This window comes from Saccharothrix syringae, from assembly GCF_009498035.1.
In the GTDB taxonomy this organism is placed as follows: Bacteria; Actinomycetota; Actinomycetes; order Mycobacteriales; family Pseudonocardiaceae; genus Actinosynnema; species Actinosynnema syringae.
Genome location: NZ_CP034550.1, coordinates 8,772,231 through 8,792,327, shown reverse-complemented (window position 1 = coordinate 8,792,327; position 20,097 = coordinate 8,772,231). Strand labels below are relative to the sequence as shown.

The following is a 20,097-nucleotide window of genomic DNA, read 5'->3' as shown; positions in this document are numbered from 1 at the left end:
TCGGACCCGGATTTCAGCAGGTGGTCGCCCTTGTTCGGAAATCGGCGAAGTGACTACTTTTCGCGCCACCGCACCCGCACCCGCCGCTCGTCCCGTCCCCCTCGAAGGACCCACCATGAGCGTGTCCGCACAACCGCGCCTGCACGCGCCCGACGAGCCGGGCGACCCGCCGCCCGTGCTGAAGGTCGTGCCCGCCCGCCACCCGTGGCGGTGGGTCGGCATCGTCGTCGTGCTGGTGCTCGTCGCCCAGTTCGTCCACGGCCTGGTCACCAACCCCGGTTGGGACTGGGCCACGTTCGCCCGGTTCTTCACCGCCGAGTCCGTGCTCAGGGCCGTGCTGGTCACCCTGCAGCTGACCGTCTACGGCACCGCCATCGGCTTCGCGCTGGGCATCGTGCTGGCCCTGATGCGGCTGTCGCGAAGCCGGTTCCTGGTGGCCGTGAGCTGGACCTACACCTGGGCGTTCCGGTCCATCCCGCTGATCGTGCAGCTGCTGTTCTGGTTCAACATCTCCTACCTCTACCAGGAGCTGCGCTTCGGCGTCCCGTTCGGCCCGACCTTCTTCGGCTTCGACACGAAGGACCTGATCAGCCCCATGGGCGCGGCCGTGCTCGGCCTGGCCCTGCACCAGGCGGCCTACGCGGCGGAGATCGTGCGCTCCGGCATCATCTCGGTCGACCACGGCCAGCTGGAGGCCGCGGCGGCGCTGGGCATCCCGAAGGGCCGCCAGTTCCGCCGGATCGTCCTGCCGCAGGCCATGCGCTCCATCCTGCCGAACGCCACCAACGAGGTGATCAGCCTGTTCAAGGGCACCTCGGTGGTCTCGGTGGTGGCCATCGGCGAGCTGTTCTACCAGGTGCAGGTGATCTACGGGCGCAACGCGCGGGTCGTCGCGCTGCTCATGGTCGCCACCGTCTGGTACATCGCGCTGACCACCGTGCTGTCGATCGCGCAGCACTACATCGAGAAGCACTACGCCAAGGGCGCCACCCGGCACCGGGAGGGGTGGAAGTGGGCGAGGTGATGGTGCACCTGCGCGGTGTCCGCAAGAGCTTCGGCGACAACGAGGTGCTGCGCGGCGTGGACCTGGAGGTCCGGGCGGGCGAGGTGGTCGTGGTCCTCGGGCCGTCCGGGTCGGGCAAGTCGACGCTGCTGCGCACGATCAACCACCTGGAGAAGGTCGACGCGGGCCTGGTCACCGTCGACGGCGAGCTGATCGGCTACCGCCGCCGCGGCGACCGGCTCCACGAGCTGCGGGAGCGCGAGGTGCTGCGGCAGCGCACGCACATCGGCTTCGTGTTCCAGAACTTCAACCTGTTCCCGCACCTGACCGTGCTGGAGAACGTCGTCGAGGCGCCGGTGTCCGCGCTGCGCCGCCCGGTCGCGCGGGCCCGTGACCAGGCGCGCCGGCTGCTGGCCAGGGTCGGCCTGTCGGACAAGGAGGACGCCTACCCGCGGCACCTGTCCGGGGGCCAGCAGCAGCGCGTGGCCATCGCCCGCGCCCTGGCCCTGGAGCCCAAGGTGCTGCTGTTCGACGAACCCACGTCCGCGCTCGACCCGGAGCTGGTGGGGGAGGTGCTGGACGTGATCAAGGACCTGGCGCGCTCCGGCACCACGATGGTCGTGGTCACCCACGAGGTGGGCTTCGCCCGCGAGGTCGCCGACACCGTCGTCTTCCTCGACGGCGGCGCCGTGGTCGAGCAGGGCCCGCCGGCCCGCGTGCTCGACGACCCGCGGCACCCGCGCACCCGCGCGTTCCTGTCCAAAGTGCTCTGATGGAGAAACCCTTGTCCCACTTCAGGATTCCCGCCCTCATCGCCGCCGCGGCCCTGGCGCTGACGGCGTGCGCGGGCGCCGACGCGGAGGACCAGGTCGTCAGCGGCGGCAAGGTCATCAACCTCGGTCCCGACCAGCAGCGCGTCACCGCGGAGAAGGTCGACGCCATCGCCGCCCTGGTGCCCGAGCGGTTCCGCCGCGAGGGCCGCATCACCGTAGGCGGCTCGGCCGGCACCGCGCCGCCGCTGCGCTTCTACGCCACCGACGACAAGACGCCCATCGGCGTGGAGACCGACATCGCCGTGCTCGTCGCCGGCGTGCTCGGCCTGGAGGCGCAGCTGGAGGTGTCGTCCTGGGAGAACCTGTTCGTCGGCCTCGACAGCGGCCAGTACGCGCTGGGCATCTCGAACATCACCGTGACCGAGGAGCGCAAGGAGAAGTACGACTTCGCCACCTACCGCCTGGACACGCTCGCGTTCGAAGCCCTCAAGGGCGGCTCGTGGCGGGTGGACGGGCCCGAGGACGTGGCCGGGAAGGTCGTCGCGGTCGACTCGGGCACCAACCAGGAGAAGATCCTGGTCGACTGGAGCAAGGCCAACGAGGCGGCGGGCAGGCCGGCGACGGACATCAAGTACTACAAGAACGCGTCCGACTACTACCTGGCCCTGGAGTCCGGTCGGATCGACGCGTACTTCGGCCCGAACCCGACCTCGGCGTACCACGTGGCCACGTCGGGGAAGACCGAGGTCATCGGCACCTTCTCCGGTGGCGGGGAGCTGCAGGGCAAGATCGCGGTGACCACGAAGAAGGGGAGCGGGCTCGTCGAGCCGGTCGCGAAGGCCGTCGACCACCTGATCGCGAACGGCAAGTACGCCGAGGTGCTGGAGCGGTGGGGGTTGGCGGGGGAGGCGGTGGAGAAGTCCGAGATCAACCCGCCGGGCTTGCCGAAGACGTCCTGAGGTCGTGCTGGGCAGGGGTCCTCGCCCGGGGCCCCTGCTTTCGTTCCGCCGGCCAGCGCCGACAGAACGGCGAGGGTGCCGACCTCGCACCGCAGGCTCAGACGAGGTGCCGGACTTCGACGTCACCCCAGTGCCGCGCGAGGTGCTCGGCGACCAGTCGGCGGTGGCAGTGGTGCGGCTTGTCCTCGCTGCAGAGCAGGACCGCGTTGTCGACCAGCTCCCGGGGCACGGTGCTCTCGACCTCGCGCCGCCCCATGAGGTCGAGGAACCGCTCCTCGTACGCCGCCCAGCCGGAGCCCCGCTTCCGGTACTCGTCGAGCATGGCCTGCGTCGGTGCCAGGTCCGGCCGGTGGACGTACGCCATGCCGCACAGCTCGCGGAGGAAGTACTCCAGGTCGTTCCGCTTGGCGAACCCCGCCAGCTGCGAGACGTTGTTGAGCCGGACGTCGACCAGGGTCGACGCCCCGGACGCGCGCAGCAGGCCGAAGAACTTCTCGGCGGGCTTCTTCGTGAACCCGATGGTGTGAATCTTCACGCCTCCACCGCCCCGTCGGCGCGGAACTCCTCCCCGGCCGGCCCGAACCCGGTCACGAGGCGGTCCACCGCCGAGGCGTGGCCCTCGACCTGCCGGAGCAGCCCCACCGGGACCGGCAGGTCGTGCGTCGAGCGGCCGATCGCCGGCACCGCGCCGGGCCTCACCGGCACGCGCCCGGTTCGACCGGGGAGCGCTCGATTCCGGCGGCCACCGGCTCGTGGAAGCCGCCCCTGGACTCCTCGCCGGGGCTCGCGGTCGGGACGCACCCGTCCAGCCGGCGGTTCCCGGGTTCCACGGCCTGGAACTCCTCCTCGCGCACCGGATCGGTCACTTCCACCACGTGAACCGTACCCGTGCGCCGAACCGCGCCCGCGCGGTGCCGGGGTGGAGGGCGCGGCGGTGCGGGCGGTCGAGGGGGGCGACCGCCCGCACCGCGTTGTGCGTCAGCCCCTCGCGTACACCCCGGAGTCGACCGCCGAGGCGGTCAGGGCGCCCGCGAACAGCTGGTTCACCCGGTTGGCCTCCTGCGAGTTCGGGTAGGCGTTGCGGCAGGACGTGCCCGCGCTGCCACCCGACATCAGGTACGAGCAGACGCCGTTGTAGTTGTCGGGCAGGCCCAGGCCGTGCCCGACCTCGTGCGCCACGATCCGCAGCGACGAGTGACCCGCCGCCACGTCCTGTGAATCGATGTAGATCGTGGCGCACCCGAGCCCGCAGGGATAGGCCCGGGAACCGCCACCGGTGGTCGCGTAGATCCGGATCGTGGCGCTGCCCCCGCGGACGAGCCGCAGGTTGGGCACCCGGGAGTTCCAGATCTGCGCGGCCTGGTCGGCTTCCGCCGAGTAGCCGGAGGCGCTGTAGTAGACGGTCCTGGCCATCGCCGACGGCGGGGCGCCCGCCGCCGAAGCCGGGCTGACCAGCACCGCCGCCACCAGGGCGAGCGTCGTCAACACCGCGCCCGCCAACGGGCGCGCGAACTTCTCGACCACACGATCTCCTTCGGTGCAGGGTGGGAAGGTTCTCGCGTGTTACGACGTTAAGAGCAGTTGGGCCCAAGGTGTCATAGGTCTTGGTCATAGATGTCGTGGATGTCCCACGAAGCGGCGCCAGCCATCAGGCCGATCATCCCGGAGACCAAACGGAGCTGGTCGACGTCGCGCACGTCGGCCTCCACCAGCCTCGGCGAGCACACCACGACCGCGACGGCCTGCGCCCGCGACAGCGCCACGTTCAACCGGTTGCGCGACAGCAGGAAGTCCAGGCCGCGCGGCAGGTCGACGGCCGCCGACGACGTCATGGTGGTGATCACCACGGGCGCCTCCTGCCCCTGGAACCGGTCCACCGTGCCGACCCGCACCCCCTCGTACCCCTGCTTCTCCAGCAGCCGCCGCACCAGCCGCACCTGCACGTTGTACGGGGCCACGACCAGGAAGTCGTCCTCGTCCAGCGCCCGCGCGCCCGGCCCGTCCGTCCACATGCGACCCATCAGCGACCGCACCACCCCCACCACGGCCGCCGCCTCCTCGGCCGACGACGTGGTGTTGCCGGAGTGCTCCACCGACCGCAGGTACACCCCGGGCGGCACGCCGGCCACACCCCGTGCGGCGGCGCTGGGGTGGGCGTGCAGCAGCCCGGCGTAGGACAGGTTCGACACCGGTTCGCACACCGCCGGGTGCATCCGCCGCGTCTGGTCGAGGAAGTAGCCCAGCTCCGGCGGGATCACGTCGGCGTCGCCGATCAGGTGCCCGAGCGCCGACGCCTCCGCGCCCGCCGGGTGCGTGCCCTGCACGACCTGCGGCAACTGCTGCGGGTCGCCCAGCAGCACGAGGTTGCGCGCGCACGTCGACACGGCCAGCGCGTCGGCCAGCGCGAACTGCCCGGCCTCGTCCACGATCAGCACGTCGAACGGCTGCTCGCGCAGCGCGGTGTTGGCGAACGTCCACGCGGTGCCGCCCACCAGGTGCCCCGCGCCCTGGTCGTTGCGCCACCGCACCAGCGCCGGGTTGTCCCGCGGCTGCTCCCAGGCGCACTCGCGAGCGGGCGTGCCCTTGGGCCGCTTCGCGGTCGGGATCGGCACGCCCAGCTCGCGCCCCGCCGCCAGCGCGGCCGACAGCACGTTCTCCACGGCCTTGTGGCTGGTCGAGGTCACGCCGACGCTGCGACCGCCGCGGATCAGGTGCGCGATCAGCCGCCCGGCCAGGTAGGTCTTGCCCGCGCCCGGCGGCCCCTGCACGGCCAGGGTCGAGCCCTCCAGCGCGTCCACCGCCGCGATGACGTCGGCGATCACGTCGCCCGAGCGCGGCAGCGCCCCGGTGCGCAACCGCGGCGGCGTGCGCCGCACCAGGTCCACGCCGGGGTGCGGCGGCAGCTCGGGCAGCACGTCCACCACGGCCGCCGCCAGGTCGTAGACCGCCTCGTCCTTGGGCGTGGGCCGGACCGGGCTGCCGGGCAGCACCGCGATCGGCTGCTCGCCGTCCACCTCGTCCGGCGCGGTGCTCTCCTGGAGCACGACGTCCTCGGCCGACTCGGCGAGCACCACCGCGTCCCGGCTGCGGTTGGGCGTGCCCTTGTAGAGCAGCCGGACCTGGTCGCCCGGGGCGAACGGGTGCGGTCGCTCCGGGTCGCACCACACGCGCACCTCGCGCTTGGCCCGGCGCACCCGCCCGGACGGCAGCACCCAGTCGTCGGCGCGCACCGACACGGGCACCGCGCACGCGCTGTCCGCCTCCAGCTCGGGCAGCGGCGCGGCCATCCGCCGGAAGAAGTCCCACCACGCCGGGTTGGTCTCGCGCCGGTGGTAGCCGACGGCGGCGGCCAGCAGCGCCCGCGCGCGCTCGTCGTCGGTGGCCTCCGCGGGGTTGTCCGGCAGCCCCTCCAGCAGCGGGTCGACCACGGCGGCCAGCCGCGCCGCCCGCTCGGCCCGGCGCTGCGCGGCCAGCTCGTCCTCGATCTCCTGCGTGAACGACGGCTCGGGCACGTGCGGCTGCACGCCCGCCTCGGCGCGGACGTCGAGCAGGAACCGGTACAGCCGCAGGGTGGCGGCGCAGTCGGCGGCCACGCCGCCGGCGATGCCGGCCAGGACCTCCCCGGCGCGCTCCGGGTCCACCTCGCGCAGCGCCAGGTACTCCTCGTACGCCTCGGCGCCGGGCAGCGCGGTCGGGGTGCGACCGGGCGCGAAGAGCGGTTCCAGGTGCCGGATCGAGTACGAGCGCTGCGACACCCGCAGCGCCTTGCGCACCACCGCGTGCAGGTCCACCAGCGCGCCGGACCGCAGCAGGTGGTCGACGGCGTCCTCACGGGTGCCGTGCAGCGCGGCCAGCCTCTTCAGCGCCTCCACCTCGTGCGGGGTGTAGTGGTAGACGTGCGCGCCCGGGTTGGCCTCCAGCCGCCCGACCACGAGGTCGACGAACCCCTCGAACGCGGCCTTCTCCGCGGGCCGGGTGTGGGCCCAGGACGGCGTGAACGCGCCCTCGGCGTCCACCGCGCCGAACAGGAACTCCAGCCCCTCGCCGTCGAGCGCGTGCGGGTAGCCCGCCACGTCCAGGAACAAATCGCCGGGGTCGGGCACCGGCAGCGCGGCCAGCGCCTCGGGCGCGACCAGCTCGAACGCCACCTCGCCGGTCGGGTTCGCCGCCGTGCGGGAACGGTCCTGGACCACCTGGAGCGCGGCCTGCGCGCGCAGGCCCTGGAACGTCGTGGCCGACATGGTGACCGGCTTGTCGGCGGCGGTGGCGCGGGCCAGCGCGTCGATCGTGGCCAGCCCCGCCGCGCGGAGCTTGCGGCGCTGGTCGGTGCGGATGCCCGCGACCAGCGACAGGTCCCGGTCCCGCTCGCGCCCGGACGCGCAGTGGCGGCCGAAGCGGCAGGTCGCGCAGGCCGGGCGCTCGTCGTCCCACAGCCGCTCGGGCAGGGCGGGCGGCTGGGACGCGCGGGCGCGCAACCGGTTGCGCAGGTCGCTGACCAGCGGCAGGAAGTCGGCGACCCGGAAGGTGCGGGTGGTGCCGTCGGCCAGGTGCAGGTGGGTGTGCGGGCCCGCGTCGGCCCCCAGGGCCAGCGCGAACGCGGTCAACCGCACCACGGCGGCCGGGGTGGCGTGGTGGGCGAGCTCCGCGCCGTGCGGCTCGTAGCCGTGCCCGGTGCCGTGCCCGGTGCCGAGGTCGGCGGCGACCAGGAAGTCGGCGCGGCCGTGGAAGCCGTCGGCGTGGAAGGTGGCGCCCCGGATCACGGGGACGCGGTCGGCCAGGGCGGCGGCGGTGCGCTCGGCGGCGTCCGGGGTGTCGGGGACGGTGACGACTTCGCGGCCCTCGGCCAGGCGGGCCAGCACGGCCCGCTCGTGGGCCCCGGTGTGCTCGGGGGAGGGGCGGCGGGGCTCGTCCGGTGCGGGGGCGCCGGGGAGGCCGTGGGCCAGGGCCAGGGTGAGGCGGGTGCGGTGCTCGCACTCCAGCAGGTCCACCAGGTCCGCGGGGGAGTGCAGGAGGCGGCCGGCGGAGTTGGGCATGGCGGGCAGTATCGCTGGCGGCGGGGGCGGTGCCGCGGACCGGGGTCGGCGCGTCGCCCGGGTGTGAGCGGTTCCCCAGGGGGCGCAGGCGCCGGCCGGAGCCGACGTGGTCGACCGCGCCCGATCGACCGCGCCCGATCGACCGCGCCCGATCGAACCTCCCGGGCCGACTTGCCCCGGGCCGACTTACCCCGGACCGCCTGCCTTTCGGACACCCGCCCTGGTCACCCGCGGTGCGCGGCCTCCCACCGCGCCCGGTGGGAGGCCGCCTCCGCCGCGGCCTCCGCCAACGCCTCCGCCGGCAGCGGCTCGGCGCACCACTCCCGCAGCACCCCCGCCACCTCACCCACGAACCGCACCCCCACCGCCGTCAGCGCACCGCTCCCCAGCAGCGTCTCCGCGACCTCCAGGGCGGCCGACCGCCACCGCGCGTACTCCACCTCCCCACCCGGCCGCCCCCGCCAGAAGCGCGCCACGCCCAGGTGCGCGTAGACCCCGTGCAGCAACCCGGCCGCCGGCCGCGGGTCCTCCCGCCACGGCGCGTAGAACACCGCCCGGCGGTCCGGCTCCACCAGCGCGAACAGGTCCGTCAACGCGGCCAGCTTGCTGTGCTGCGCCTCGTGCGCCAACGTCACCGCCACGGTCTCCGCGTCCGGCGCGGGCGAGAGGAACACGCACCCGTACGCGTCGGCCAGCGTCGCGCTGCTCGTCCCCGCCGGCGACGACGGCATCGGCGTCAGCACCCGCACCACCTCGGCCACCTCCGCCGCGACCTCCGGGTCGTGCCGCGCCAGCAGCTCCCAGGCCGCCCCCACCCGCTCCCGCAGCCGCGGCAGGTCGACCGCGGTGTCCACCGGCAGCTCCGCCGGCACGCCGCCACCCGCCCACACGTCCACCTGGAACACCGCCGGACCGAACGCCACCTCCGGCAACGGCTCCAACCCGACCCCCACCCCGACCCCCAGCGACGGCAGCGCGAACACCTCGGCCGGCGGGAACTCCAGCTCCACCGGCACCCCACCCCGCACCGCCGCCGCGGCCGCCGTGAACGCCAGGTCCTCGGGCCGACCGCGCCCCAGCGCCGCCCGCGTCGCCCAGGCACCCACCGACGGGTGGTCCAGCACCCGGTCCACCGCCGCCGGCGCCACCCGCCGCACCTCGCGCAGCAGCTCGTAGGCCGGCCGAGCGGCCGGAGCGGCGGCGATCGACCGGATCATCAGCAGGGTCCGGCTGCGCCGAGCCGCCCGCAGCACCCGCACCGCCGGACCGCCCCCGCCCCGGGCCAGCGCGGTGAACTCGGCCGCCGTCAACCGGAACGGCGCGGCGCTCACGCCAGCTCCGCGAGGTCCGCGGCCACCCGGGACCGCACGTGGCCGATCAACCGCGCCAGGTCGGGGCAGTACACCGACGGCCGGTCGAACCCCGCGCCCGCCAGGTACCGGTGCGCCCGCAGGCCGCCGCCGCACACCCGCACCACCGGGCACCGCCGGCACGCGCCGGACAACCCGGCCACCCCCGCCCGCGCGGCGCGCACCGGGGGCAGCTCCGCCGCCGCGTCGAACGGGTCGCGCGCCACGTGCAGGCCGGTCGCCGCCGCGTCGGGCGAGGAGGACGCCAGGATGTCGGAGACCTCGATCGACCCGTCGGTCTCCACCACCACCTGCGCGGACGGGCTCAGCCCGATCCCCTCCACCCCGGAACGCCCGCCCAGCAGCAGGTTCAGCAGCTCCTCGAACAGCCGCACCCCGGTCACCGGGCGCTCGTACCAGCGGTCGAACACCGCGATCAGCCACTCGGCGTAAGGCGTCCCGGGCGCGCCGGCCCCCCGTCCCGGCGGCGGTGCCGACCAGTTGCCGTGCGGCAACAGGAAATCCACCGCGGGCGGGAAGAATTCCAGCAGCGACTCGTAGGTGCGAACCGGGTCGTTGCGCACGTCCACCACGCACAGCAGGCCGCCGTACACCCCTGGAAACCCGCGCAGCAACGTCAACGCCGAACGCACCGCCGCCCAACTGCCGCCACCGCCGGGCCGCACCCGGTGCCGGTCGTGCGCTTCCGGCGGGCCGTCCACGCTCACCCCGACCCGAACACCCAGCGAGTCGAACAACTCCGCGAATTCCCGGTCCAGCAAGGTGCCGTTCGTCTGCGCGGTGAACCGCACCCGGGCGGGCACCGCGGCGCGGAACACCGAAACCAGCGAGGCGATCGCGGCACGGCCCGCGAGCAGCGGTTCCCCGCCGTGCAGCACGACTTCGACCTCGGCCAACCCGTGCGCGCGCACGTGCTCGGCCACCCGTTCGGCGGTGTGCGCGACGACTTCCGGCGACATCGCCCGCGGCCGCGTCCGCCAGCGCTGGTCGGCCAGTTCGTAGACGTAGCAGTAGTCGCAAGCCAGGTTGCACCGACCGTGCACCTTCAACACGAACTGGCGAAACGGCAGCGCTTTCATCAACCCCCCGATTCCGGCCGCCCCCGAGTCCGGTCCCTGCAGCCAATGAAACACAGGCCGCCGCCCACTACTGCCGCCGATCGGAGGATTCACGCGCACCGCTCCCGCACTTCACTACGATGGGAACCGCGCCCGTCGGCCCACCGACAATCGGGTGACAGCGGACAAACCCGCAGCATTGCGGTGAGGGGGTACGCCGGAGATGGCTGAGGAACCCGTCCTGGAGTCCGAGCTCCTGGACGTCACGGGCATCGACCTGGCCCGACTGGCCGAATTGCCGGACACCGCGCTGCGCGCCGCGCTGCACCGGATCCTCGCGGAGAACGCCGAGCTGCCCGACCGGTTCGCGGCGTTCGAGAGCTCGCTGTGAGCGCGGCCGGCCGCGCGGGGCGGCACCGACCGGCCCGCGGCGTTCGGGAACCCACCGCCACCGCGGCGGACCCCACCCGCCTCCCGGCTCCCGGGCACCGGCGACGAGCGCGGCCGATCGGGTGAACCGCGACTGATCGCCGGCGGGGCGACCCGCGTTCCCGGTATGCCCGAGTCCCCTGCCGCCCTGGAGCAGCACATGAGCAGCCCGCGCACCGCACCGCCCCACACCTCGGTCACCGCCTTCCTGTCGGCGACCGGCGGTACCGGGCGCACCAGCGCGGTGGCCAACCTGTCCTGGGTGCTGGCCACCGCGGGCCAGCGGGTGCTGGTGGTCGACTGGGGCTCGGAGGTGCCGCGCGTGCGCGAGTACCTGGAACCGTTCCTGGTGACCCGCCGCGGCCTGCCCGACGCCCTGGCCCGCGGCCTGCTGGCGGCCTACCGCCCGGACCCGGTGCGCGACGAGGACCCGCTGCCCGCGGTGGACCGGTTCGCCCCGCCCGCAGGCGAGGGCGGGTACGTCGACGTGGTCTCGCCGATGTCGACCGACCCGGCGGGCAGGCCGCAGCCGGAGACCGCGCACGGCGACCCGGGCGCGATCGCCGAGCTGCGCGCCCGGCTGGCCGAGTCGGACTACGACCAGGTGCTCATCGACGCGCCGACCGGCGCGGGCGACGAGTCCCTGACGCTGGTGGCGACGCTGTGCGAGCTGGCCGTGGTGTGCTTCCGGCCCCGCCCGCGGGCCATCGCCGACGCGGCGGACCTGGCGTCCCGGCTGCGCAAGCGCGCGCCGATCCGGATCGACCTGGTACCGGTGGCCACCCTGTTCGACGACGCCGACGAGCAGTCCCGCGCCCAGCGCATCCGCTCGGCCATCCACGCCGCGTTCGCCGAACTGCTCGCCGGGCAGCCCAAGCGGGTGCCCGACGGCGGCGCGGTCGAGCTGCCCTACCGGCCCTACGACGCGTTCGACCCGCTGTTGGCGATCCTGGTGGAGGAACCGGACCCGGACCGGCCGCGCGGCGGCGCCCTGGAGGTCCAGTACGGCAGGCTCGCCGCGGCCGTGACCGGCGGCTCGGTCACCGCGGTGCCGCCGGTGCCCCCGGTGCTGCGCGCCCGCTACCGGCGGGTGTTCGGGCTGGCCTCGACCGCCGAGCCGGACCGGGTCGTGGTCGCCTACGCGCCGCGCGACCGCCCGTGGTTCGACTGGGTGCGCGGCCAGTTGGAGCGCGCGGGCGCCGCGGTGCGGTCGCTGGCCGACGCGGGGTCGTGGACGGCCGCCGAGGACCCGCCGGGCGTGGTGGTGCTGTCCTCGCCCCACCTGGGCCCGGTGCGGTTACCGGACCGGCCGCTGACCGTGCTGCGCCTGGCGCTGACCGAGGACGAGCCCGGCAACGGCGCGCTGTCCGTGCACGAGCACACCCCGGAGGCGCTCAGCGCCCGGCTGCTCGGCCACTTCGGCCTGATCGACCGGCCCGGCGCCGAGCACGAGCCCGGCATGCGGGTGCCCGGCTCGCACCCCGAGGTGTTCGGCCTGCCGCCGCGGCACCCCGCGTTCGTGGGCCGCGACGAGGACCTGGAGGTCCTGCGCGACCGGTTCCTGGCCGCGGGCGACGAGCGCGCCGCGGTGACCGTCGAGGGCGTGTCCGGGGTCGGCAAGAGCGAGCTGGCGCTGGAGTACGCCTACCGGTTCTCCGCGGACTACGCGGTGGTGTGGTGGCTGCCCGCGCACGACCGGCAGGCCGTGCTGGGCGCGCTCGCCGAGCTGGCGGCCCGGCTGCGCCAGCCCGGTTCCACCGACTACGGCACGCTGGCCGCCCTGGACCGGCTCACCGGCGACCCCGCCTACGCCCGGTTCCTGCTGGTCTACGACAACGCCGACGACCTGGACCTGCTGGCCGACCTGCTGCCGGCGGGCGCCACCGGGCACGTGCTGATCACCTCCGCCGCCGGCGGCGGGGGCGGCGAGCTGGAACTGGCGCCGATGAGCGCGGAGGACAGCGCGCGGCTGGTGCTCGACCGGGTGCCCGGCCTCACCCCGGAGGACGCGCGGCGCGTCGCCGACGCGACGGGCCGGCTGCCGCTGTCGCTGGACCTGGTGGCGTCGTGGCTGGCCGAGACCGCGCGGGCGGAGCTGGGCGCGGGCTCGCGCGACGCGGACGCCGCGACCTGGGCCACCCGCACCCTGTTCGAGCACCTGGAGCGGACCGAGCCGGACGGCGTGGCGCGGGTCGTCGCGGTCGCGGTGGACTCGTTGCGCGGCAGCGCCACCGGGCGGCTGGCCGTGCTGGTCGCGCAGCTGTGCGCGTTCCTCTCGCCGGAGGGCGCCGACCTGGGCCTGGTGCGCTCGCGCGCGTTCCTCGACCGGCTGGTCGCGGCGGGCGGGGTGGACGCCGAGCCGCTGGAGCTGGACGCGGGCGAGGTCGACCGCGTGCTCTGGCACGGCGCGCGGCACGGCCTGTTCCGGGTCGACTGGGGCGACCAGTACACGCTGCGGATGCACCGGGTGGTGCAGCGCGCGGTGCGCGAGGCGCTGTCGCCCGCCGAGCGGGAGGCGCGCCAGGGCGACGTGCTCGCCGCGCTGGCCGCGTACGCGCCGACCGAGGTGGAGGACACCTCGCCCACCCGGCGCGCCCGGTTCACCGAGCTGCAGAAGCACGTCTTCCCGTCCGGCGCACTGGGCAGCGACGACCCGCGGGTGCGCCGCTGGCTGGTCAACCAGGTGCGGTTCCTGTTCACCGACGGCGGCGCGGGCGTGCGGCGGGCCGCGCTGGGCCCCGGCCGCGCCCTGCTGGACTCGTGGACCGAGCGGTTCGGCCCCGCCGACCCGCTGCGCAACCGGCTGGCCGCGCAGCTGGCCAACGTCCACCGGGTGCTCGGCAACCCGGTCGAGGCGCTGCGGCTGGACGACCTGGCGCTGGCCCAGCAGCGGCGCGCGCTGGAGCTGACCCACCCCCAGCCGCTGGTCACCGCCCGCGGCCGGGCGGGCGACCTGCGCGGGCTCGGCCTGTTCGCCGAGGCGCTGGCCGAGGACCAGGCGACCTGGGAGGGCCTGCGCGCGGTGCTCGGCGACGACCACCCCGACACCCGCCGGGCGGCGAACAACCTGGCGTCGTCGATGTTCCTGTCCGGTGACGCGGCGGGCGCGCTCGCCCTGGAGGAGGACAACTACCTGCGGCGCAGGCGGCTGTTCGGCACCGGCGACGCGCGCACCTGGACCACGCTCGCCCAGATCGGGCTCTACCAGCGGGAGCTGGGCCGGTACCCGGAGGCGCTGGAGTCGCTGCTGACCGCCTCCCAGCAGCTCCAGGCCCTGCGGCCGGAGCTGAACCAGGTGCAGGTCGGCGTGCAGTGGAACTACGCCATCGCGCTGCGCCTGGCCGGGCGCACCAGGGCCGCCAAGGACCGCACCGGCAAGGCCCTGCGCGACTACCGCGAGCTGATCGGGCCCAACCACCCCTACACGCTGGGCTGCATGCTGAGCTTCGCCGCCGACCACCGGCGCGTGGGCGGCGACCCGGAGCTGGCCGTGGAGCTGGCCGGCTCCGCGCTGGAGGGCTTCCGGCAGCACGTGGGGCTGCACGACCACCACCCGTTCATCGCGCTGTGCGAGCTGGGGCTGGGCCTGGCGCTGCGCGCGGCGGGCGACGCGACCGGCGCGGTCGACCACGTGGGCAGCGCGGTGGCGACGCTGCGCGGCCGGCTCGGCGACACGCACCCGTGGACGCTGGCGGCGGCCGTGGACGAGGCGCGGGTGGTGGCCGCGGCGGGCGAGCCGGACCGGGCCGCCGAGCTGATCGCCGAGGCGCACACCGACTGCGTCGAGTTCCTGGGACCCGACCACCCGCACACCGCCGTCGCGGCGCACGACCTGCGGCTGGCCGCGCACCCCACCGACCAGGACTGGCGGGAGTGCGACCTGGACGTACCGCACACCTGAGCCCGCCGTAGGAGGCAGCGTGGAGCTCTACGAGGAGGAGGCCGAGCACCTCGGCCCCGAGTTCGACACGACCAGGCAGGCATGCCGGGAGGCGATCCTCAAAAGCCCAGCGCTGCACTACCTCGCCCACTACAGCAACGGCGTGTTCGACTTCGGCGTCGACGTGCTGGGCGACCCGGCGCCGGAGCCCGGCGCGCTGCCCGGCGGCACCCGCCGCGAGGAGCTGAAGCGGCTGGGCAGGCACCTGGCGTTCCAGGTCACCGCGCTGGACCGGGCGCTCCAGGAGGTGCGCACCGGGCGGCTGATCCGCACCGTGCTGCACACCGAGGAGGGCGCGCTGTTCTGCGACTCCGTGGTGCCGACCCAGCAGGTGGTCGGCCTGGTGCTCGACCACGCGGGCGTGGGGCCGCTGTTCGGGCACCCGGCGGTGGAGGAGGCGGACCGGGCGGTGGCCAGGCTGGCGACCCGGCTGCGCGCCGAGCTGAGCCTCGGCTCGCTCAACCCCGGCGGCTGGGAGACCGCGGACGACGCGGAGGCGCTGCCCGCGGTGCGCGCGACCGAGCCGCACGTGACCGCGGGGGAGGGGCCGCTGACGGCGTGTGTCGAGGCGGTGCGGGCGCGGGACCTGCACCTGGTGGCGCACGTGGCCGGCGGCGAGGTGCTGACCATGGTCGACTGCCTGGGCGACCCGGCGCTGGCGCCGTTCTTCAAGCAGGTCACCGTGGACGCGCGGCGGCGGTTCTACCACGGGTTCACGGCCGAGCTGGGCGGGCTGGCGACCAAGCTGAACCGGGCGGTGGCCCCCGTGGTGGGCGGCCTGCTGGCGCGGCTCGTGCTGGACGTCGAGATGGGCGCGGTCTACTACTACCGGATCGGTACCGGGGAATACCTCGTCGGTGTGACGATCGACCAGGCGCGGGTGCGCGACGCGGATGATCGAATGTCCGCTTTGGCCGCGGACCTCACTCCATTCGGTCCTTGATGGCCTCCCGATTTCTGCCTACCTTGATTGTGTGAAGCCCGTGCTCCGGTCGGTCGCACTCCTGGCGGCCCTTGGCGCGGGCTGGTTGGCCGCGTGGCAGTTCGGACTTCGTGAAGTCGACAGATCCCCGATTTATGCGTTTTTCATCACCGCGTTGTTGGGGTTCGGCCTGTACGCGAGCACGAGCGGTATCGTGATCGGTGAATTCCGCAACCAGTTGCGCACGGTGCTCGTCGCGGTCACCCTCGGTGTGCTCGCGAAGGTGGCCCTGATCTTCGGCGCGGTGTACCTGCTGTTCCGCCAACCGGAGCACCTGGTGTTCGCGGTCGCGGTGGCCCAGATCGACCCGCTGTCGGTGGCGGCGGTGCGGGCCAAGTCGAGGATGTCGGACTCGGCGAAGGCGCTGCTGGCGGCGTGGGCCTCGTTCGACGACCCGATCACCGTGCTGCTGACCGCCTACCTCACCGCGTACGCGCTGCGCGGCGGCGCGGTCGACGGCCTGGGCGGGTTCGCCGTCGACCTCGTGCTCAACCTGGCGCTGGCCGGCGTGGCGTACGTGCTGTGGGCGCTGGTGCGCGGCCGGGTGGCCGAGGCCGAGCGGGCCCGCCGCGCGATCCGCTACCCGGTGCGGGCCGGGATGGTGGTGGCGGTGCTGGCGATCGGCTTCGTGGCCGTGCAGCACTCCCTGCTGCTCGCGCTGGCGATCCTGGGCCTGTTCTTCCGCCCCGACCTCGGCCGCTGGGTCGACCGCCTGGCCGAGGCGGGCATGTTCGCCGCGACCGCCGCCGTCGGCCTGGTGCTGGCGTTCGAGTTCACCCTCCCGCTGGCCCTGACCGGCGTCGCCCTGGGCGTGGCCGCCTACCTGGCCCAAGCCGTGGTGGCCCTGGCCCTGACCGTCCCCGAGCGCTGGCGGGGCGACCGCGTGCGCCTGGCCCTGGGCCAGCAGAACGGCCTGACCGCGATCATCCTGGCCCTGCTCCTGGAACCGGACTTCCCCGGCGCCATCGCCGTGGTCGCCACCGCCGTGGTCGCGGTCAACCTCCTCCACGCCACCGCCAACGCCCTCTACGACCGCCGCACCCCCCACCCGGCACCCGTCCGCCCCCGCCGGGTTCCCGCGCCGGCCCCGCCCACCCGGCCTCCCGCGCCCTCAGCGACCCGCCACCCGGCCATCACCCCGCTACCAGTGCCGAGCACCAACCCCACCCCCTGACCGGCGCGAGTCGAACCCCCGGACCCCGCGAGTCGAACCCCCGGGACCCCCGAGTTCCACATTCGGCGCAGGGCCGCTCAGGCGTTGCGGTCCGGTGAGGCGCCGGCCGAGCGCACCACGGCCCGGCGGACGCGCGGGCTCAGGTTGCGCAGCGCGGTGTGCACCCGGTCCCGCCGGTTGTGCTGGTTGACCTCGGCCACCAGGTTGCCCGCGCGCGCCGACCACGGCGGCAGGCCGAACAGCGGTTCCAGCGCGAACAGCGGCAGGTACTCGACGATGTCGTCGTAGATCTCGCACAGCGCCTGGAGCCGGTCCTCCGCGTCCGCGTCACCCGCCGCCCGGTACCACTGCGCCACCGCCGCCCGGAACGACAGCACGGCCCGCTGCATCACCAGCGCGTGCGCCGCGGCCCGGGTGAACTCCGGCATCTGCAACCGCCGGTGCACCGCCTCCTGCGTGCGCGGCGGGGCGTGGTCGAACGCCTCCTCGAACATCGCGTCGACCTGCGTCAGGTCCTCCAGCGCGTCCACCGCGTCCCGGAACAGCCGCTCCACCTCGCCGGGCAGCCGCTCCACCGCCGCCCGGGCCGGCGCACCGCCCGACAGCACCCCCAGCTGCCGCTGGATGGCGCCGAACTGCCGGTCCGCCGAGGTGCGCGCGCCGTCCACGTGCTCGGCCAGCTGCTCGATGAACCCGTAGATGCTGGACTGCTGCCGCGCGAGCTGGTCCATCCGCAGCCGCAGCGCCGACATCGGGTCCGCGTCGCCGCCCAGCCGCCGGACGGTCGCGCCGATCAGCGCCTTGAAGTCCTCGGCGAAGGTCCGCTCCACGTACACCAGCGGCTCGCGGCCCAGCAGCTCGCGCAGCTGGATCGCCACCCCGTCCGCCACCACGCCGTTGACCACCAGGACCAGCTCGGCGTCGGGGTCGGCCTCGCGCACCGCGGTGATCCGCCGCATCACCGCGGCCAGGTCGTCGTTGTCCAGCAGCGACCGCGTCAGCAGCACGGCGCACCCGCCGGTGCGGTCGGGGATGGTCACCCAGAAGTCGGCCAGCGAGTCCTCGCCCACGCCCAGCAGGTGCCGGTGCAGGTGGTCGAGCCCGTTGGCGTCGAGCAGCCGCCGCACCACGCCCTCGACGTCGTCGGAGCTCAGCGACCCGAACTGCTCGCGCGCCGCCTGGCGCACCATGTCCTCGGTGACCGCGAACTCGCCGCCCGCCCGCTCGGCGTCGTCGGCCGCCCGGAACACCCGGTGGCACAGCCGGATCACGTTGCGCGCGTTGCCGCGGGCGAGGTCGCGCAGGTAGCGGGCGGTGTCGACGGTGAACGGCGCGAGCTGCCGCTGCCCGAACACCGGTTCCTGCGCCAGCGCCACGAACTCCCGCACCTCGGCCTGGCTCAACCCGGACATCACCACGGTGTGGGGTATGCGCTGCCGCACCGCGGGCGGCAGCACGGACGTGAAGTCCGGCAGCCCGCACAGCACCAGGCAGGCCCCGGCCTTGGCGAACACCTGCAGCAGCGTCTGGAACGCCGCCATGGTGCGCTTGTGCGGCCTGCTGTCGGCCGAGAAGATCTTGTCCAGCTCGTCGACCGCCAGCACGAACCGCCGCCGCCTGCCGCCGAACAGCAGCGCGAACACGCCCATGGCCTCCAGCGCGGCCACCTCGTCGTCGATCGTGCTGGTGATGCCGCGGTCCACCAGCACCTGGTCGGGCGAGCCGCCGAGCAGCCAGGACCACACCGAGTGCTCGAACCCGGGGCGCAGCAGCAGGGTGAGCGCGGTGCCGAAGTCCTTGTTGTTGGTGACCTCGCGCAGCGTGTCCTGGACCTTGCGCAGCAGCGCGCTCTCCATCAGGCCCAGCCGCTCCACGACCTCCTGCGGCTCCAGCTTCCGGCTGCCCAGCCACTCCAGCGTGTCGCTGGTCAGGCCCGAGGACTGCAACGCCTCCGCGACCGTGTCCGCGTAGTACTCGCTGATCTGCGCGCGCACGCCCTCGCGGCCGAGCTTGCGCATGAACCTGCGGTAGAGCTCGATGAAGCTGTCCGCGGTCGCGTCGAGGTAGAGCGCGTGGGTCGGGTCGGCCAGCACCTGCCGGGCGTGCCGGACCAGCCGCACCGCCAGGTGGGTCTTGCCGGTGCCGTAGTCGCCGAGCACGGCCACCACGGTGCCCGCGCGGTCGCCGGAGCCCTCGGCGGGCCGGTCGTCGAGGTAGGCGGTGAGGTGCGCGAGCGCCTGCCTGGTCGCGTCGGTGGTGATGGCCACGTCGACCGCCTCGGGCGTGTCGTCGAAGTCGGTGATCCTGGCGACCGCCATCGGCGAGAAGGGGTTCTTCCGCGGGGGCGGGTGTTCGCTGCTGCCGCTCATGGCCCAATCCCCAGTCCGTTCCGGGACTTCGTGTTGAAGAACGCCCTGATGTCCTCGACGGAGACCAGGTCCGCTTCGGTGTAGCTTAGCCCCGATTCAAGTTTCTGCTCGTAAGTCCCGTGTAAGAATCTCTGCAACATGGCGACCGATTGGCACAGGTTCGCCACCAATTCGATCGCCTCATCACTCATCCGTGGATAAGTTCCCACTTCCGCGTGACGTTTGAGCCGGTCAACGGCGAATCGCTGCGCGTCACCGCGATCCAGCGGCCCGACGCAGAGCGTCACCGGCGGTACCCACGTCTCCAGTTGCCGCACCAGGTCCGACACCTCGTCCGGGCCGAGGAAAGCGGACTCCGCCAGGTAGAGCACCTTGGCGCTGCGCAGCACGCGCGCGTAGCGGATGACCTCGTCGACCAGTTCGTTCGGGCTCGGCAGGAGCAGGACCAGCGCGGTGTCCTCGCGCAGCGCCCGGCCCAACCGGGGGAACAGGCGGCGCGGCACGTCCCGCGCGGCGGCCAGTTGCGCCTCCGCCTCGTCGCGCAGCGCCTCGTGGTCCACCAGCAGGTCGAAGAGCTGGTCGCACACCTCGGTGACGCGCTCGTCGATGGACAGCTCCCGGTCGGTGGGCAGGCAGCCGGTCATGTCCAGCACGACGCCGCGCAGCCCCTGCGCCGCGAGCTGCTCCACCACCCAGTCCGCGCACCGGTTGACCAGGGCCGTCTTGCCGCAGCCCGACTCGCCGGTGACCAGCACCAGGCGGCCGTCCTCCAGCAGGCCGGTCAGGTCGCCCATCTCCCGCTGGAACTCGCGGAACGCCCGGTCCGTGCCGTCCACGGGCACGTAGTAGTCGCGGTGCCACTCGCGGTCGAACGGGCGCAGCGGGCGCATGGGCGTGTGCTCCCAGCCGGGCAACCGGAACGGGTTGACCGGCGGGCGGGGCGCGGTCACCACGACCGCCACCGCGACCGCACCGCACGGCGGCCCGGCGCGGCACGATCGCCGTCC

The 20,097-nt window shown here is 74.3% G+C and carries 16 protein-coding genes; 7 read left to right on the top strand and 9 right to left on the bottom strand.

Annotated features, from left to right (window positions below; all coding sequences use genetic code 11):
* Positions 1-115: 115 nt before the first annotated feature.
* From EKG83_RS36510 to EKG83_RS36500, 3 genes are read left to right on the top strand one after another with little or no spacing between them, the layout of a single operon-like run.
* Complete coding sequence (locus EKG83_RS36510; RefSeq protein WP_033427907.1) at positions 116-1,024, top strand: amino acid ABC transporter permease; 909 nt, start codon at positions 116-118, stop codon at positions 1,022-1,024.
* Positions 1,024-1,776, top strand: coding sequence for an amino acid ABC transporter ATP-binding protein (locus EKG83_RS36505; protein ID WP_153279003.1), 753 nt, complete (start codon positions 1,024-1,026; stop codon positions 1,774-1,776). Before EKG83_RS36510 ends, EKG83_RS36505 begins: the two co-directional genes overlap by 1 nt.
* Positions 1,776-2,735 carry an ABC transporter substrate-binding protein gene (locus tag EKG83_RS36500; RefSeq protein WP_033427905.1) on the top strand — a complete coding sequence of 320 codons (960 nt, stop codon included), beginning with the start codon at positions 1,776-1,778 and terminating at the stop codon, positions 2,733-2,735. The genes EKG83_RS36505 and EKG83_RS36500 overlap by 1 nt, the downstream gene beginning before the upstream one ends.
* 97 nt (positions 2,736-2,832) lie before the next feature.
* On the opposite strand, the gene EKG83_RS36495 is transcribed toward EKG83_RS36500, so the two are convergent.
* From EKG83_RS36495 to EKG83_RS36465, 7 genes are all read right to left on the bottom strand, one after another.
* Positions 2,833-3,270, bottom strand: coding sequence for a DUF488 domain-containing protein (locus EKG83_RS36495; RefSeq protein WP_033427904.1), 438 nt, complete (start codon positions 3,268-3,270; stop codon positions 2,833-2,835).
* Positions 3,267-3,440 (bottom strand): hypothetical protein, encoded by a 174-nt coding sequence (locus EKG83_RS36490; protein WP_153278682.1) that lies wholly within the window; start codon positions 3,438-3,440, stop codon positions 3,267-3,269. The genes EKG83_RS36495 and EKG83_RS36490 overlap by 4 nt, the downstream gene beginning before the upstream one ends.
* Positions 3,431-3,607, bottom strand: coding sequence for a hypothetical protein (locus tag EKG83_RS36485; RefSeq protein ID WP_153278681.1), 177 nt, complete (start codon positions 3,605-3,607; stop codon positions 3,431-3,433). Before EKG83_RS36485 ends, EKG83_RS36490 begins: the two co-directional genes overlap by 10 nt.
* A gap of 106 nt (positions 3,608-3,713) precedes the next feature.
* Positions 3,714-4,259, bottom strand: a complete 546-nt coding sequence (locus tag EKG83_RS36480; protein ID WP_033427903.1) for a snapalysin family zinc-dependent metalloprotease — start codon at positions 4,257-4,259, stop codon at positions 3,714-3,716.
* Positions 4,260-4,330: 71 nt separating this feature from the next.
* Positions 4,331-7,768 carry a TM0106 family RecB-like putative nuclease gene (locus EKG83_RS36475; RefSeq protein WP_153278680.1) on the bottom strand — a complete coding sequence of 1,146 codons (3,438 nt, stop codon included), beginning with the start codon at positions 7,766-7,768 and terminating at the stop codon, positions 4,331-4,333.
* A gap of 224 nt (positions 7,769-7,992) precedes the next feature.
* Positions 7,993-9,099, bottom strand: a complete 1,107-nt coding sequence (locus EKG83_RS36470; protein ID WP_033427902.1) for an HEXXH motif domain-containing protein — start codon at positions 9,097-9,099, stop codon at positions 7,993-7,995.
* Positions 9,096-10,190, bottom strand: a complete 1,095-nt coding sequence (locus EKG83_RS36465; RefSeq protein WP_248782337.1) for an FxsB family cyclophane-forming radical SAM/SPASM peptide maturase — start codon at positions 10,188-10,190, stop codon at positions 9,096-9,098. Before EKG83_RS36465 ends, EKG83_RS36470 begins: the two co-directional genes overlap by 4 nt.
* Before the next feature lie 229 nt (positions 10,191-10,419).
* On the opposite strand from EKG83_RS36465, the gene fxsA reads away from it, so the two are divergent.
* The 4 genes from fxsA (at position 10,420) to EKG83_RS49300 (ending at position 16,721) form a co-directional block, all read left to right on the top strand.
* Complete coding sequence (fxsA, locus tag EKG83_RS36460) at positions 10,420-10,587, top strand: FxSxx-COOH cyclophane-containing RiPP peptide (protein WP_063741241.1); 168 nt, start codon at positions 10,420-10,422, stop codon at positions 10,585-10,587.
* A 165-nt stretch (positions 10,588-10,752) separates the two neighbouring features.
* Positions 10,753-14,526 carry an FxSxx-COOH system tetratricopeptide repeat protein gene (gene fxsT, locus EKG83_RS36455; RefSeq protein ID WP_153278679.1) on the top strand — a complete coding sequence of 1,258 codons (3,774 nt, stop codon included), beginning with the start codon at positions 10,753-10,755 and terminating at the stop codon, positions 14,524-14,526.
* A 19-nt stretch (positions 14,527-14,545) separates the two neighbouring features.
* Positions 14,546-15,508: a hypothetical protein gene (locus EKG83_RS36450; protein ID WP_033427900.1), complete on the top strand. Its 963-nt coding sequence runs from the start codon at positions 14,546-14,548 to the stop codon at positions 15,506-15,508.
* 193 nt (positions 15,509-15,701) lie between these two features.
* Entirely contained in the window at positions 15,702-16,721 is a 1,020-nt protein-coding gene (locus EKG83_RS49300; protein WP_051764474.1) for a hypothetical protein, read from the top strand.
* 77 nt (positions 16,722-16,798) lie between these two features.
* Here the strand turns inward: EKG83_RS49300 and EKG83_RS36440 are convergent, their stop codons facing one another.
* On the bottom strand, positions 16,799-19,090 hold the full coding sequence (locus EKG83_RS36440) for a hypothetical protein (protein WP_051764472.1): 2,292 nt from the start codon (positions 19,088-19,090) through the stop codon (positions 16,799-16,801).
* Entirely contained in the window at positions 19,087-20,052 is a 966-nt protein-coding gene (locus EKG83_RS36435) for an ATP-binding protein (RefSeq protein WP_033427899.1), read from the bottom strand. The genes EKG83_RS36440 and EKG83_RS36435 overlap by 4 nt, the downstream gene beginning before the upstream one ends.
* Positions 20,053-20,097: the final 45 nt, after the last annotated feature.

Coding starts and splice junctions, on each gene's coding strand:
- EKG83_RS36510 (WP_033427907.1), top strand. CDS start 116: ATGAGCGTGTCCGCACAACCGCGCCTGCACGCGCCCGACGAGCCGGGC.
- EKG83_RS36505 (WP_153279003.1), top strand. CDS start 1,024: ATGGTGCACCTGCGCGGTGTCCGCAAGAGCTTCGGCGACAACGAGGTG.
- EKG83_RS36500 (WP_033427905.1), top strand. CDS start 1,776: ATGGAGAAACCCTTGTCCCACTTCAGGATTCCCGCCCTCATCGCCGCC.
- EKG83_RS36475 (WP_153278680.1), bottom strand. CDS start 7,768: ATGCCCAACTCCGCCGGCCGCCTCCTGCACTCCCCCGCGGACCTGGTG.
- fxsA (WP_063741241.1), top strand. CDS start 10,420: ATGGCTGAGGAACCCGTCCTGGAGTCCGAGCTCCTGGACGTCACGGGC.
- fxsT (WP_153278679.1), top strand. CDS start 10,753: ATGCCCGAGTCCCCTGCCGCCCTGGAGCAGCACATGAGCAGCCCGCGC.
- EKG83_RS36440 (WP_051764472.1), bottom strand. CDS start 19,090: ATGAGCGGCAGCAGCGAACACCCGCCCCCGCGGAAGAACCCCTTCTCG.